This is a genomic window from Leclercia sp. LTM14, from assembly GCF_023736175.1.
In the GTDB taxonomy this organism is placed as follows: domain Bacteria; phylum Pseudomonadota; class Gammaproteobacteria; order Enterobacterales; family Enterobacteriaceae; genus Enterobacter; species Enterobacter barmai.
Genome location: NZ_JAIKTT010000001.1, coordinates 672,311 through 686,910 on the forward strand (window position 1 = coordinate 672,311; position 14,600 = coordinate 686,910).

Consider the following 14,600-nt stretch of genomic DNA (forward strand, 5'->3'; position numbering starts at 1 on the left):
GGCGGGTTTTGCTTTTACATTAATGGCATCGCGTGCTGCACGATGGTGATCAGCGGCTGCGGATAGATACCGAAGATCAGTACCAGCAGCGCGGAGATCAGCACCACAATACCGCCGGCGCTGTACTGCCAGTTGCCCGGCGCATCGCGGTTGAGCTGCGAAGGCGCGCTCAGGTACAGGCTCACGGCAACGCGCAGGTAGTAGTAGAGACCAATCGCGGAGCCGATAACGACACCCGCCGTCAGCCACCACAGACCCGCCTGCACACCCACTGCCAGCACGTAGAACTTACCGATAAAGCCCAGCGTCATCGGGATACCCGCCAGAGAGAGCATCATCACCGTCATCACCGCAGAGAGGATCGGACGGTGCCAGAACAGACCACGGTAGGAGAACAGGGAATCTGCATCCGGGCCACGGTACGGGCTGGACATCAGGCTCACCACGCCGAACGCGCCGAGGCTGCTGAACAGGTAACCGGCCAGGTAGACACCGACGGTCTCCATGGACATCTGGCCGCTCTGCAGAGCAATCAGCGCCACCATCAGATAGCCCAGATGGGAGATGGAGGAGTAGCCCAGCAGACGCTTGATGTTGGTCTGGCTCAGCGCCATCAGGTTACCGAAGATGATGGAGACGAAGGCGATAATGCCCAGCACCACGCGAACCGCTTCACTCTCGCCAACCGGTGCGTAGAGGAACAGACGCATCACCACGCCGAAGATAGCGATTTTGCTCGCCGTCGCCAGGAAGGTGGATACCGGCGCCGGAGCACCCTGGTAAACGTCTGGCGTCCACAGGTGGAACGGAACCAGAGAGAGTTTAAATCCGAGGCCAACGATCATCATGCCCAGACCCGCCAGCAGCAGCGGCTCGTGCAGCATGCCATCGCCGAGGCTCTTGCCGAGCGCTTCGAAAGAGAGGTTACCGGACTGAGCGTAGATCAGCGCAATACCAAACAGCAGGAAGGACGAAGCAGCAGCAGACAGGATCGTATACTTGATACTCGCTTCCAGAGAGCGCTTCTGGCGGAAGGCGTAACCAATCAGGCCGAACAGCGGCAGAGAGATCAGCTCGATGCCGAGGAACAGCGCCGCCAGATGGTTGGCATTGGCCAGCAGAATACCGCCAAGGGCAGCAATCAGAACCAGCAGGTAAAACTCTTCTTTGTTGTCGTTGTAGCCTTCCAGCCACGGGTAAGCAAAGGTACAGGTCGCCAGGCTGGCTAACAGCACCAGCCCGGTGTAGAGCATAGCGAAGCCGTCAACGCGCATCAGCGGCGTGACGTCCATCGCCCCCGCCTGGCCAACAAACCAGAGGGAGACTAACGCAGCGTTCAGACCCAGAACCGCCAGCGTGGCATTCAGGAAGTGATTGCGTCGCCACGCAATGGAGAGCATCACAACCACCACCGTCAATCCGACGATCAGCAGCGGTAGCAGCGCAATCAGTTGTTGTGGAGTTATTGTCATGGCGATTTACGGCCTTGTAGTAGAAGCAGAATTAACAAACCACTGCTGGATATTACCCATCGCGGAGTGCGAGGTATCCAGAATCGGCTGAGGGAAGAAGCCCAGCAGCACCAGCAGTACGACCAGCAGCAGGATGATGAACAGCTCGCGCAGCGACATCCCCGGCAGTTCTTTAGCAGCGATTTCACTCTTCGCTTTACCGAAGTAAGCGCGGTGCAGCATCGCCAGCGAGTAAACCGAAGCGAACACCAGACCGAAGGTAGAGATGACGGTGATCACCGGAACCACTTTGAAGCTGCCGAACAGGATCATGAATTCGCCGACGAAGTTACCGGTACCCGGCATCCCCAGCGTCGCCACCGCGAAGAACATCGACATCGCTGGCAGCCACTTCATCTTGCCCCACAGGCCGCCCATCTGACGCATGTCACGGGTGTGCAGACGTTCGTACAGCTGACCACACAGGATGAAGAGACCGGCTGCGGACAGACCGTGAGCAATCATCTGGATGACCGCGCCCTGGTACGCCAGCTGGCTGCCGGTGTAGATAGCAATCAGCACGAAGCCCATGTGGGAAACGGAGGTGTAAGCAATCAGACGCTTGATGTCGTACTGCGTGAAGGCCATCCAGGCACCGTAGAAGATACCGATCACACCGAGCCACATGGCAATCGGCGCAAACTCTGCGGAGGCATTCGGGAACAGCGGCAGCGCGAAACGCAGCAGGCCGTAGGCCGCGGTTTTCAGCAGGATGCCTGCCAGGTCAACGGAACCCGCCGTTGGTGCCTGGGAGTGCGCATCCGGCAGCCAGCCGTGCAGCGGAACCACCGGCATTTTCACCGCAAACGCGATAAAGAAGCCCAGCATCAGCAGATATTCCACGCCGTGGGACATCGGGGTCTTCAGCAGGTCCTGATAGTTGAAGGTCCAGACGCCGGTCGCGTTGTAGTGCACGAACACCAGCGCCAGGATAGCAATCAGCATTACCAGACCACTCGCCTGGGTATAGATGAAGAACTTGGTTGCCGCCGTGATACGCGTTTTACCGTCGGACGCCTTATGGCCCCACAGCGCGATCAGGAAGTACATCGGCACCAGCATCATCTCCCAGAAGAAGAAGAACAGGAACATGTCGATGGCAAGGAACACGCCGATCACGCCGCCCAGGATCCACATCAGGTTCAGGTGGAAGAAGCCCTGGTATTTTTCGATTTCTCGCCAGGAGCACAGCACCGCCAGAACGCCGAGCAGACCGGTCAGCACCACCATCAGCAGCGACAGACCATCAATCGCCAGATGGATCGTAATACCAAAACGTGGGATCCACGGCAGAATGAATTCAGACTGCCACTGCGGGATGCCCGCAGACTGGGTGAGTGAATAGCCGCCCTGCAACCAGAGTTGCAGGCCAAGCGCGAGCGTCAATCCCATGGTGATCAGCGCAATCCAGCGCGGCATCTTCACGCCAAAGCGTTCGGTCTGCCAGCACAGGAACCCACCGATAAAGGGAATTAATATTAGCCAGGGTAGTAACATGGCGATTTGCATTCCTTTTTAAAGTCCCGAAGGGACCGATTTTCAACGAATTCGACAAAATTCACGCGTTAGTGCGGTTTGTGGTGTCGGGTGGCGCTCACGCTTACCCGACCTACGGTCTCGTAGGCCCGGTAAGCGCAGCGCCACCGGGCAAAACCACTATCGCAACACCATCAGCAGCGCCAGCACGACAACCGCACCGATGCTCATGGACGCCACATACCAGCGCAGATAGCCGTTCTCGCTGAACAGCAGGCCTTTACCTGCAAAGCGGGAAAGGATCGCCGGGATGTTCATCATGCTGTTCAGCGGATCGCGCTTGATAAGCCACGCAATGCCGAGGAACGGTTTCACGAAGATCATGTCGTACAGCCAGTCGAAGCCCCACGCGTTGTACCACCAGGTGCCCAGCAGACGGCCCGGCGCACTGTTGGCAACCGCAGTGACCAGGGTACGTTTGCCCAGCCACAGCCATGCTGCAATCAGGATGCCCGCGATAGCGACCACACCGGAGGTGATTTCAAGCGTCAGAACGCGACCGTGCTCAAGCTCGGTTGTTGCCGGCAGTACGCCCTGCAGCGGTGGCACAATCATCGCGCCAACGAAGGTGGACAGGACCAGCAGCACAATCAGCGGCAGGTGGTGGGTGATCCCCTTCCCTGCGTGAGCGTGAATTTGTTCTTTACCGTGGAAGACGATGAAAATCATACGGAAGGTGTACAGAGAGGTCATGAATGCACCGACCAGACCCGCAACCATCAGATTGATATGACCATTCGCCATGGCACCCGCAAGGATTTCGTCCTTACTGAAGAAGCCCGCGGTGATAAGCGGAAGTGCCGCCAGCGCCGCGCCGCCCACCAGGAAGCAGACGTAAACCAGCGGAATGGACTTGCGCAGACCGCCCATCTTGAAGATGTTCTGCTCGTGGTGGCAGGCCAGGATCACCGAACCGGACGAGAGGAACAGCAGCGCTTTAAAGAACGCGTGCGTCATCAGGTGGAAAATCGCCGCATCCCAGGCCTGAACGCCCAGCGCCAGGAACATGTAACCAATCTGGCTCATGGTGGAGTAAGCGAGAACGCGTTTGATGTCGGTCTGAACCAGCGCGGCAAAGCCTGCCAGCACCAGGGTAACCGCACCGACGATACCCACCAGATGCAGGATTTCCGGCGTCATCAGGAACAGGCCGTGGGTACGCGCAATCAGGTAAACACCGGCGGTCACCATGGTCGCGGCGTGGATCAGCGCGGAGACAGGGGTTGGACCCGCCATCGCGTCGGCAAGCCAGGTCTGCAACGGCAGCTGTGCGGATTTACCCACAGCACCACCGAGCAGCATCAGCGTTGCCCACCACAGCATGTTGTTGCCTGCTTCGAAGTGCGCCGGCGCCAGTTCCACCATTTCGCGGAAGTTCAGCGTGCCCAGCTCGTTGTAAAGAATGAACAGGGCGAAGGCGAGGAAGACGTCACCCACGCGGGTCACGACAAACGCTTTCATTGCCGCTGCGCCATTCTTCGGATCGGTGTAGTAGAAACCGATCAGCAGATAAGAGCACAGACCCACGCCTTCCCAGCCGAGATACATCAGCAGCAGGTTATCGGCCAGCACCAGAACCACCATGCTGGCGATAAACAGGTTGGTGTAGGCGAAGAAGCGGGAGTAACCCTCTTCACCGCGCATATACCAGGAGGCGAACATGTGGATCAGGAAGCCCACGCCGGTCACCACGGAGAGCATGGTCAGCGAGAGACCATCCAGCACCAGGTTGAAACCGATGTTGAAATCACCGACTGACATCCAGGTCCACAGCGGAACGCTGAAAGGCTCACGTCCGCTATTTAAGAAGTCGATCCCCGCATACGCGGTCACCAGCGCCGCAAGGCCGATGGAGCCGATACCGACGGTAGCGGAGAGATTCTCAGACCAGCGGCCTCGAGAAAACGCCAGCAGCAAAAAGCCGATCAGCGGAAAAATAATGGTTAAGGCAAGCATGTTCATCCACGCAACTCACTTACTGAATCGATGTTCAGGTTCTGGCGGCGACGATGGAGCTGCAGCAACAGCGCCAGGCCAATACTCGCTTCCGCAGCCGCGAGGCTGATGGCGAGAATGTACATCACCTGACCATCGGTCTGGCCCCAGTAGCTACCGGCAACCACAAAGGCCAGCGCGGCAGCGTTGATCATGATCTCCAGGCCAATCAGCATAAAGAGCAGATTGCGGCGGATAACCAGACCGGTTAAGCCCAGCACGAATAAAATCGCGGCGAGGATCAGTCCGTGTTGTAAAGGGATCATGCGCGATCCTCCGTTTTTCTTTGCGCGCTGTCGTCCTTGCGGTTGCTCAGCACTTCACCCATGCGCTCTTCGCGACCCACGTGGAAAGCGACGACCAGACCTGCCAGCAGCAGCATGGAGGCCAGTTCAACCGCCAGAACGTAAGGACCAAACAGGGAGATACCCACAGCTTTGGCGCTGATTGGCGTCCCGTCGATACCCTGGTCGTTAACACCCAGAATGGCGTAAACGATCACCGCCAGCATGATGGCCGACAGAATTGCCGGACCAATCCACACCTGCGGCTTCAGCCACTGACGTTCCTGCTCAATTTCAGACCCGCCCAGGTTCAGCATCATCACCACGAAGACGAACAGAACCATGATGGCCCCGGCGTAAACGATGATTTCAAGCGCACCGGCAAAGTGTGCGCCCAGCGCAAAGAACACCCCGGAAATAGCCAGCAGCGAAATGATTAAATAGAGCAGCGCATGCACCGGGTTGGTGTGCGTAATCACTCGCAGCGTAGCCAGGATGGCGATCAGGCCACAGATATAAAAAGCGAATTCCATTGCCCCTCTCCTTACGGTAACAGGCTCTTGACGTCGATAGGCTTGGCTTCGTTCTCTGCTTCGCCCTTATCTTTGCCGTCGATTGCCATACCCGCCATCCGGTAGAAGTTATATTCCGGGTATTTGCCCGGACCGGAAATCAGCAGATCCTCTTTCTCGTACACCAGGTCCTGACGCTTGTATTCGCCCAGTTCGAAATCCGGGGTCAACTGAATCGCCGTGGTCGGGCACGCTTCTTCACACAGACCGCAGAAGATGCAGCGTGAGAAGTTGATGCGGAAGAACTCCGGATACCAGCGACCGTCTACCGTCTCTGCTTTCTGCAAAGAGATACAGCCTACCGGACAGGCTACCGCACACAGGTTACAGGCAACGCAGCGCTCCGAACCGTCTGGATCGCGCGTCAGCACGATACGGCCACGGTAGCGCGGCGGCAGATATACCGGCTCTTCCGGGTACATCCGGGTTTCGCGTTTTGCAAACGCGTGCAGGCCGATCATCCAGATACTACGTACCTGGGTGCCAAAGCCTACCAATAATTCTTTCAAGGTCATGATCTCAAAGCCCCTTATGGCTGCTGCCAGAGAATGACAGCCGCCGTTACCAACAAGTTGACGAGCGTCAGCGGCAGGCACACTTTCCAGCCGAAGGACATTACCTGGTCATAACGCGGACGCGGTAATGCTGCGCGAATCAAAATGAACATCATCATGAAGAACGCGGTTTTCAGCGCGAACCAGATGAACGGCGGTAAGAACGGGCCATGCCAGCCACCAAAGAACAGCGTTACCATCAGCGCGGAAATGGTGACGATACCGATGTACTCGCCCACGAAGAACAGACCGAACTTCATACCGGAATATTCAATGTGGTAACCATCGGCCAGTTCCTGCTCAGCTTCTGGCTGGTCAAACGGGTGACGGTGACACACCGCCACACCGGCGATAGCAAAGGTGACAAAACCAAAGAACTGCGGAATGACGTTCCAGATGTCGGCCTGGTTGTTGACGATGTCGGTCATGTTGAATGAACCGGCCTGCGCCACCACGCCCATCAGGGAGAGACCCAGGAACACTTCGTAGCTCAGCGTCTGCGCGGAAGCACGCATCGCACCCAGCAGGGAGTATTTGTTGTTACTGGACCAGCCCGCGAACAGCACCGCGTACACCGCGAGGCCTGCCATCATCAGGAAGAAGAGGATCCCGATGTTCAGGTCAGCCACAACCCAGGTCGGGCTCACCGGAACGATAGCAAACGCCAGCAGCAGCGAGGTAAAGGCGATCATCGGTGCCAGAGTAAAGATCACGCGATCCGAGAAGCGCGGGATCCAGTCCTCTTTAAAGAACATCTTGATCATGTCCGCGACCAGCTGGAGTGAACCACCCCAGCCCACGCGGTTCGGTCCGTAACGGTTCTGGAACAGACCGAGCAGACGACGTTCACCAAAGCTCATGAACGCGCCGCAGGTGACGACCACCAGCAGAATAACAACCGCTTTCAGGATGCTCAGCAGGATGTCGATAAGATCGGGCGTTAACCAACTCATGCTTTTGCCTCCTGCAGGTTATCAAGACGTGCACCCGCCAGGACCGGCGCGATGCCAGGCATACCCATCGGCAGACCCACCTGCCCCGCCGTCAGACCTTCAGAGAGAATCAGCGGCAGGCTGATTGTCTGGCCTTCGTAGCTAAAGCTGATGTTCGCGCCCGCGTTAACGCCAAGCTTCGCGGCATCCGCCGGGTTGAGCTTGATGTACGGCTGCGGCATACGGGTCTGGAAGACCGGGGAACGCTGGGACATTTCGTCGCTACCGAACAGATGGTAGTACGGCGCAATACGCCAGTTGCCCTCTTCGGCCTGGAAACTTGCCGGAACGGTAGAGAAGAACTCGAGACCGGTTTCAGACGCTTCGATCAGGCGCACGCCCGGATCGCCGTGGCGCAGAGAACCGCCCACTTCCGCCTGGAACTTGTTCCATGCCTGCGGGGAGTTCCAGCCTGGTGCCCATGCGAACGGGATCTGCGAACGCGGTGCAGACGGCTGGTTGTTCCCTTCCATAGAGAAGGCGAACATGGTGTCTTTGTCCTGCGGCTGGCGCGGTTCGTGCACGCTGATGTTGGCGCGCATTGCGGTACGGCCACTGTAGCGGTGCGGTTCACGCGCCAGTTTCTGACCGCGAATACGGAAGCTCGCTTCCGGCGCGGCATCTTTAATGCCTGCCAGCTGCGGCAGTGCGGCGACGGCAGCGTCGATCACGTGGTCGAGCTGGGTCCAGTCCACTTCGCGGCTCAGCACGGTGCTGTGCAGGGAGTGCAGCCAGCGCCAGCTCTCCAGCATCACAATGCTGCTGTCGTAGTACGCCGGGTCATAAACCTGGAAGAAGCGCTGGGCACGGCCTTCGTTGTTGATAACGGTACCGTCGCTTTCTGCGAAGCTTGCCGCAGAGAGCACCAGATGCGCTTTGTCCATGATCGCGGTGCGCTGATGGTCGATAACCATCACCAGCGGCGCTTTTGCCAGCGCAGCGTCAACACGCGCCGCAGAAGCATGGCGATGCAGGTCGTTTTCCAGCACCACAACGGCGTCAGCGGAACCGGATTCCAGTTCGCTTAACGCCGCTTCCAGAGAGCCGCCGCCGATCATGCCCAGACCGATGCTGTTTACCGCACGGGCAATCATGGTCACGCCAACGTCCGCACCGCGGCCCTTCAGGGCTTTGGCAACGTTTGCAGCGGCTTCAATGATCTCTGCGCTACCGGCGTTAGTACCGGAAACGATCAGCGGTTTTTTCGCACCGGCCAGAGCCTGCACGATCACATCGATCTTGTTCTGCAGATCGCGATCCAGACCTTCAACGGCCGGAGCACTGTTATCCAGCGCGTGGGCAATCGCAAAGCCAAGGCGGGCCTGATCTTCAACCGGCGCACGGTAGGTCCATGCTGCGATATCATCCAGACGGGTGTCATCGACGTTGGTCACAAACAGAGGATGCTTGGCGCGCTGACCGATGTTGAGGATCGCCGCAATCTGCCAGTCAGCCACTTTCTGCGCCGCTGCCATTTCACGTGCTTTACCTTTCACCGCCTGGCGAACCGCCAGGGCAGCGCGAGCGCCGGTCTGGGTTAAATCTTCGCCCAGCACCAGAACCGCATCGTAAGATTCGATTTCGCGCAGCGCCGGGGTATGGATCCCGCCTTCGCGCAGCACTTTCAGCACCAGCTGCAGACGTTCCTGCTCGCCTTCGGCGATACCGGTGTAGAAGTTATTCGCTCCCACCAGTTCACGCAGCGCGAAGTTGCTTTCGATGCTGGCGCGCGGGGAGCCGATACCGATCACTTTCTTCGACTGACGCAGAATATCGGCTGCGCCCTGCATCGCCTGCTCGGCGTTCAGGGTGATGAAGTCGTCGCCACGACGCTGAACCGGCTGACGCGGACGGTCTTTCAGGTTCACATAGCCATAGCCAAAACGACCGCGGTCGCAGAGGAAGTAGTGGTTAACGGTACCGTTGTAACGGTTTTCGATACGACGCAGTTCGCCGTAACGTTCACCCGGGCTGGTGTTACAGCCAAGGGAGCACTGCTGGCAGATGCTTGGCGCAAACTGCATGTCCCACTTACGGTTGTAACGCTCGGAGTGCGTTTTGTCGGTGAAGACGCCGGTCGGACAGATTTCGACCAGGTTACCGGAGAATTCGCTTTCCAGGGTGCCATCTTCCGGACGACCGAAGTAGACGTTGTCATGTGCGCCATACACGCCCAGATCTTCGCCGTCAGCGTAGTCTTTGTAGTAACGCACGCAGCGGTAGCAGGCGATGCAGCGGTTCATTTCGTGAGAGATGAACGGCCCCAGATCCTGGTTACGGTGGGTACGCTTGGTAAAGCGATAGCGACGGAAGCTGTGACCGGTCATCACGGTCATATCCTGAAGGTGGCAGTTACCGCCCTCTTCACAGACCGGACAATCGTGCGGGTGGTTGGTCATCAACCACTCCACCACGCTTTCACGGAACTGTTTTGCTTCCGCGTCGTCGATGGAAATAAAGGTTCCTTCGGTGGCTGGCGTCATACAGGACATCACCAGGCGACCACGCGTGTCTTCCGCGTTTTGATATTGCTTCACCGCACACTGGCGGCAAGCACCGACGCTCCCCAGCGCCGGATGCCAGCAAAAATACGGAATATCAAGGCCCAGAGAGAGACATGCCTGTAGCAGGTTGTCCGCCCCGTTCACCTCGTATTCTTTGCCGTCTACATGAATCGTAGCCATTAGCATGCTTCCAGTTGGCTCGAATTAGCTTCGAGCGTTAATCAAAATTCTGTTTTTACCAGCGCGCTTTCAGCAGGTTCGGCTGAATACCATTGATTGAATGGGTATTGCTGAACGGCTGCTTGATGCCTGCTTCGAATTCTTCGCGGAAATATTTAATCGCGCTCTGCAGTGGCTCAACCGCACCTGGCGCATGCGCACAGAAGGTTTTACCTGGGCCCAGGAATCGACACAGTTGCTCAAGTGTCTCGATATCACCAGGCTGGCCTTCGCCACGCTCGATTGCGCGCAGGATCTTCACGCTCCACGGCAGACCATCACGGCACGGTGTACACCAGCCGCAGGACTCGCGGGCGAAGAACTCTTCCAGGTTACGCACCAGCGGTACCATGCCGATCTCGTGGTCGACGGCCATCGCCAGCGCCGTACCCAGACGGCTGCCTGCTTTACCAATGCTTTCGAACTCCATCGGCAGATCGAGGTGCGCTTCGGTCAGGAAGTCGGTCCCTGCCCCGCCTGGCTGCCAGGCTTTGAATTTGAGGCCATCACGCATGCCGCCGGCGTAGTCTTCAAGAATTTCACGTGCGGTGGTGCCAAACGGCAGCTCCCAGACGCCCGGGTTTTTCACGCGACCGGAGAAGCCCATCAGCTTGGTACCGGCATCTTTGCTTGAAGAGATGCCCTGATACCACTCCACGCCGTTAGCGAGGATAGCCGGAACGTTACACAGGGTTTCGACGTTGTTAACGCAGGTCGGTTTACCCCATACGCCGGAGCTCGCCGGGAACGGTGGCTTGGAACGTGGGTTCGCACGGCGGCCTTCCAGGGAGTTAATCAGCGCGGTCTCTTCCCCGCAGATATAACGCCCGGCACCGGTGTGCACGAACAGTTCGAAGTCGAAACCGGTGCCCAGAATGTTTTTACCCAGCAGGCCCGCTTCGGTGGCTTCGGCAATCGCGCGACGCAGGTTTTCTGCCGCCTCGATGTACTCGCCACGCAGGAAGATGTAGCCACGGTAGGCTTTCAGCGCGAAGGCCGAGATCAGCATGCCTTCCACCAGCAGGTGCGGCAGCTGTTCCATCAGCAGACGGTCTTTATAGGTGCCCGGCTCCATCTCATCGGCGTTACACAGCAGGTAACGGATGTTCATGGATTCGTCTTTTGGCATCAGGCTCCACTTCAGACCGGTGGAAAAGCCCGCGCCGCCGCGCCCTTTCAGGCCAGCGTCTTTAACCGCATTAACGATCTCATCCGGAGCCATGCCGCCAAGGGCTTTGCGCGCACCTTCATAGCCGTTTTTGCTCTGGTATTCGTCAAGCCATACCGGCTGTTTGTCATCGCGCAGACGCCAGGTCAGCGGATGAGTTTCAGCAGTACGAATTACAGTTTTCATTTGTACTGCTCCAGCAGATCGGGAATGGCTTCCGGCGTCAGATGGCTGTGAGTGTCCTCATCAATCATCATGGTCGGCCCCTTGTCGCAGTTGCCCAGGCAGCAGGTTGGCAGCAGGGTAAAGCGACCATCAAAGGTCGTCTGGCCCGGCTTGATATTGAGCTTCTGCTCAATAGCGGCCTGAATGCCCTGATAACCGGTGATATGGCATACCACGCTGTCGCAGTAGCGGATCACGTGGCGACCGACCGGCTGGCGGAAGATCTGGCTATAGAACGTTGCCACGCCTTCGACGTCGCTCGCCGGGATACCCAGCACCTTTGCGATCTCATAGATCGCGCCATCCGGCACCCAACCACGCTGTTTCTGTACGATTTTCAGCGCTTCAATGGACGCCGCACGCGGGTCTTCGTAGTGGTGCATCTCGTGCTCAATGGCGGCACGCTCTGCTTCACTCAGCTCAAAAGCCTCGGTTTGTGGTTGTTGATTCTCGTGCATAATTAGCGGTCCACATCTGACATAACAAAATCGATACTACCCAGATACACAATCAGGTCGGAGACCAGACTGCCGCGGATGGCGGCCGGGATCTGCTGCAGGTGCGCAAAGCTCGGCGTACGAATACGGGTGCGGTAGCTCATGGTGCTGCCGTCACTGGTCAGGTAATAACTGTTGATACCCTTGGTCGCTTCGATCATCTGGAAGGATTCGTTGGCCGGCATGACCGGACCCCAGGAAACCTGCAGGAAGTGCGTGATCAAGGTTTCGATATGCTGCAGCGTGCGCTCTTTCGGTGGCGGCGTGGTCAGCGGGTGATCCGCCTTGAACGGGCCTTCCGGCATGTTGTTGAGGCACTGCTCAAGAATGCGCAGGCTCTGACGCAGCTCTTCCACTTTCAGCATCACGCGGGTATAGCAGTCGGATACACCGCCGCCGACCGGGATTTCGAAGTCGAAGTTTTCGTAGCCAGAGTAAGGACGAGCTTTACGCACGTCGAAATCAATACCGGTCGCACGCAGGCCAGCACCAGTGGTGCCCCACTCCAGCGCCTCTTTCGCGCCATAAGCGGCAACGCCTTTCGAACGACCAATCAGGATGGTGTTACGCAGTGCGGCTTTCTCGTAAGACGCCAGACGTTTCGGCATCCAGTCGAGGAACTCACGCAGCAGACGATCCCAGCCGCGCGGCAGGTCGTGTGCGACACCGCCGATACGGAACCAGGCCGGGTGCATACGGAAGCCGGTAATCGCTTCTACCAGATCGTAGATTTTCTGACGGTCGGTAAAGGCGAAGAAGACCGGGGTCATCGCGCCGACGTCCTGAATGAAGGTGGAGATATACAGCAGGTGGCTGTTGATACGGAACAGTTCAGACAGCATGACGCGGATGACATCAACGCGTTCTGGCACCTTGATGCCGGCCAGTTTTTCCACGGCCAGCACGTATGGCATCTCGTTCACGCAGCCGCCGAGGTACTCGATACGGTCGGTGTACGGGATGTAGCTGTGCCAGGACTGACGCTCGCCCATCTTCTCTGCGCCACGGTGGTGGTAACCCACATCCGGCACACAGTCGACGATCTCTTCGCCATCAAGCTGAAGAATAATACGGAATGCACCGTGGGCAGACGGGTGGTTTGGACCGAGGTTGAGGAACATGAAGTCCTCGTTGTCGGTGCTGCGCTTCATGCCCCAGTCTTCCGGTTTGAAGGTCAGCGCTTCCATCTCCAGATCCTGCTTGGCTTTGGTCAGCTCAAACGGGTCGAATTCGGTGCGCGCGCCGGATAGTCTTTACGCAGCGGGTGGCCGGTCCAGGTCTGCGGCATCATGATGCGCGTCAGGTGCGGGTGGCCATCGAAGGTCATGCCAAACATTTCCCAGGTTTCACGCTCGTACCAGTTGGCGTTCGGGAACAGTTTGGTGATCGTCGGCAGATGCATGTCGTTTTCAGACAATGCCACCTTGAGCATGATATCCGTGTTGCGGTCTATTGAGATCAGGTGGTAGAAAACGGAAAAATCCGCCGCGGGTAAACCGTGGCGGTGGGTACGCAGACGTTCGTCCATGCCGTGTAAGTCAAACAGCATGACGTAAGGTTTAGGTAGTTTCTTTAGGAAATCAACCACTTCCAGTAACTGCTCACGCTTCACCCAAACAACGGGTACCCCGGTGCGGGTGGCCTGAACAGTAAAGGCATCCGGCCCAAAACGGTTGCGCAGTTCGCCGATGACCGGGTCATCAAGATGATCCCGTGTTTGCCAGGCGGCGTCTTGCGCGGTTAAGTCGGTCATAGTGTTCACCATTGCAAAAGGTCCGTGGTGACTGTCGGGCGTGGCTTCGCGCTATTTGAATAGTGATATGCGAAGGTTATCTCCATGCCCACAGGCGCAAATTAAATTTCGTCTGGTGTACGCAGATTGGTCACTGCAATACGTTCGCCGCGTTTACGCTCGCGCTCAGACTGCATGTTAGCGCGGTACACGCCCTGGTCACCCACAACCCAGGAGAGCGGACGGCGTTCTTTGCCAATCGACTCCTGCAACAGCATCAGCGCCTGCATGTAGGCTTCTGGACGCGGTGGGCAGCCCGGGATGTAAACGTCAACAGGGATAAACTTATCTACACCTTGTACGACGGAATAGATGTCGTACATGCCGCCAGAATTTGCACAAGCGCCCATGGAGATAACCCATTTTGGCTCGAGCATCTGGTCGTACAGACGCTGAATGACCGGTGCCATTTTGGTAAAGCAGGTACCCGCAACCACCATCAGGTCAGCCTGACGCGGAGAGGCACGCAGTACTTCTGCACCAAAACGCGCAACGTCATGCACCGCAGTGAATGACGTCACCATTTCAACGTAGCAGCAAGAAAGGCCAAAGTTGTATGGCCAGATGGAGTTCTTACGACCCCAGTTGACCATATCGTGCATGGCATGCTCGAGCTTGCCCATGTACACGCTTTTATTGACTTCTTGCTCCAGGGGGTCGGTTACGATCTCCTGCTTTTGCAGGGGGTAACGGTCATTCTCACCGTTAGGATCTATGCGGGTGAGCGTATAATCCATCTTATTGCCTCGCT

The 14,600-nt window shown here is 57.6% G+C and carries 11 protein-coding genes and 1 pseudogene; all 12 read right to left on the bottom strand.

What is annotated here, in order from left to right; all coding sequences use genetic code 11:
- Positions 1-14: 14 nt before the first annotated feature.
- The 12 genes and pseudogenes from nuoN to nuoB all read right to left on the bottom strand — a co-directional run bounded on the left by nuoN (position 15) and on the right by nuoB (position 14,586).
- Positions 15-1,472, bottom strand: a complete 1,458-nt coding sequence (gene nuoN, locus K5I40_RS03160; protein WP_039030981.1) for an NADH-quinone oxidoreductase subunit NuoN — start codon at positions 1,470-1,472, stop codon at positions 15-17.
- A gap of 6 nt (positions 1,473-1,478) precedes the next feature.
- A complete protein-coding gene (gene nuoM, locus K5I40_RS03165) occupies positions 1,479-3,008 on the bottom strand; it encodes an NADH-quinone oxidoreductase subunit M (protein ID WP_039030980.1) in 1,530 nt (509 codons plus the stop codon).
- A gap of 159 nt (positions 3,009-3,167) precedes the next feature.
- On the bottom strand, positions 3,168-5,009 hold the full coding sequence (gene nuoL / locus K5I40_RS03170) for an NADH-quinone oxidoreductase subunit L (RefSeq protein ID WP_138369861.1): 1,842 nt from the start codon (positions 5,007-5,009) through the stop codon (positions 3,168-3,170).
- The gene (gene nuoK, locus K5I40_RS03175) at positions 5,006-5,308 is read right to left on the bottom strand and encodes an NADH-quinone oxidoreductase subunit NuoK (protein ID WP_032612773.1); all 303 of its coding nucleotides are present in this window, start codon (positions 5,306-5,308) and stop codon (positions 5,006-5,008) included. Before nuoK ends, nuoL begins: the two co-directional genes overlap by 4 nt.
- Positions 5,305-5,859: an NADH-quinone oxidoreductase subunit J gene (nuoJ, locus tag K5I40_RS03180; RefSeq protein ID WP_039030978.1), complete on the bottom strand. Its 555-nt coding sequence runs from the start codon at positions 5,857-5,859 to the stop codon at positions 5,305-5,307. Before nuoJ ends, nuoK begins: the two co-directional genes overlap by 4 nt.
- Positions 5,860-5,870: 11 nt before the next feature.
- On the bottom strand, positions 5,871-6,413 hold the full coding sequence (nuoI, locus tag K5I40_RS03185; RefSeq protein ID WP_003861491.1) for an NADH-quinone oxidoreductase subunit NuoI: 543 nt from the start codon (positions 6,411-6,413) through the stop codon (positions 5,871-5,873).
- A 14-nt stretch (positions 6,414-6,427) separates the two neighbouring features.
- Positions 6,428-7,405 carry an NADH-quinone oxidoreductase subunit NuoH gene (gene nuoH / locus K5I40_RS03190; RefSeq protein WP_039030977.1) on the bottom strand — a complete coding sequence of 326 codons (978 nt, stop codon included), beginning with the start codon at positions 7,403-7,405 and terminating at the stop codon, positions 6,428-6,430.
- A complete protein-coding gene (gene nuoG / locus K5I40_RS03195; protein WP_138369860.1) occupies positions 7,402-10,128 on the bottom strand; it encodes an NADH-quinone oxidoreductase subunit NuoG in 2,727 nt (908 codons plus the stop codon). The genes nuoH and nuoG overlap by 4 nt, the downstream gene beginning before the upstream one ends.
- A gap of 55 nt (positions 10,129-10,183) precedes the next feature.
- Complete coding sequence (nuoF, locus tag K5I40_RS03200; protein WP_039030975.1) at positions 10,184-11,521, bottom strand: NADH-quinone oxidoreductase subunit NuoF; 1,338 nt, start codon at positions 11,519-11,521, stop codon at positions 10,184-10,186.
- On the bottom strand, positions 11,518-12,018 hold the full coding sequence (nuoE, locus tag K5I40_RS03205; RefSeq protein ID WP_119937089.1) for an NADH-quinone oxidoreductase subunit NuoE: 501 nt from the start codon (positions 12,016-12,018) through the stop codon (positions 11,518-11,520). Before nuoE ends, nuoF begins: the two co-directional genes overlap by 4 nt.
- A 2-nt stretch (positions 12,019-12,020) precedes the next feature.
- Positions 12,021-13,822 (bottom strand): annotated as a pseudogene (nuoC, locus tag K5I40_RS03210) (NADH-quinone oxidoreductase subunit C/D).
- 89 nt (positions 13,823-13,911) lie between these two features.
- On the bottom strand, positions 13,912-14,586 hold the full coding sequence (gene nuoB, locus K5I40_RS03215) for an NADH-quinone oxidoreductase subunit NuoB (RefSeq protein ID WP_003861482.1): 675 nt from the start codon (positions 14,584-14,586) through the stop codon (positions 13,912-13,914).
- Between the last annotated feature and the right edge of the window lie 14 nt (positions 14,587-14,600).

Bases quoted from the DNA above. Each gene is read 5' to 3' on its own strand.
- nuoB (WP_003861482.1), bottom strand. From the start codon at position 14,586: ATGGATTATACGCTCACCCGCATAGATCCTAACGGTGAGAATGACCGT.
- nuoE (WP_119937089.1), bottom strand. From the start codon at position 12,018: ATGCACGAGAATCAACAACCACAAACCGAGGCTTTTGAGCTGAGTGAA.
- nuoI (WP_003861491.1), bottom strand. From the start codon at position 6,413: ATGACCTTGAAAGAATTATTGGTAGGCTTTGGCACCCAGGTACGTAGT.
- nuoJ (WP_039030978.1), bottom strand. From the start codon at position 5,859: ATGGAATTCGCTTTTTATATCTGTGGCCTGATCGCCATCCTGGCTACG.
- nuoM (WP_039030980.1), bottom strand. From the start codon at position 3,008: ATGTTACTACCCTGGCTAATATTAATTCCCTTTATCGGTGGGTTCCTG.
- nuoH (WP_039030977.1), bottom strand. From the start codon at position 7,405: ATGAGTTGGTTAACGCCCGATCTTATCGACATCCTGCTGAGCATCCTG.
- nuoL (WP_138369861.1), bottom strand. From the start codon at position 5,009: ATGAACATGCTTGCCTTAACCATTATTTTTCCGCTGATCGGCTTTTTG.
- nuoN (WP_039030981.1), bottom strand. From the start codon at position 1,472: ATGACAATAACTCCACAACAACTGATTGCGCTGCTACCGCTGCTGATC.
- nuoK (WP_032612773.1), bottom strand. From the start codon at position 5,308: ATGATCCCTTTACAACACGGACTGATCCTCGCCGCGATTTTATTCGTG.
- nuoG (WP_138369860.1), bottom strand. From the start codon at position 10,128: ATGGCTACGATTCATGTAGACGGCAAAGAATACGAGGTGAACGGGGCG.
- nuoF (WP_039030975.1), bottom strand. From the start codon at position 11,521: ATGAAAACTGTAATTCGTACTGCTGAAACTCATCCGCTGACCTGGCGT.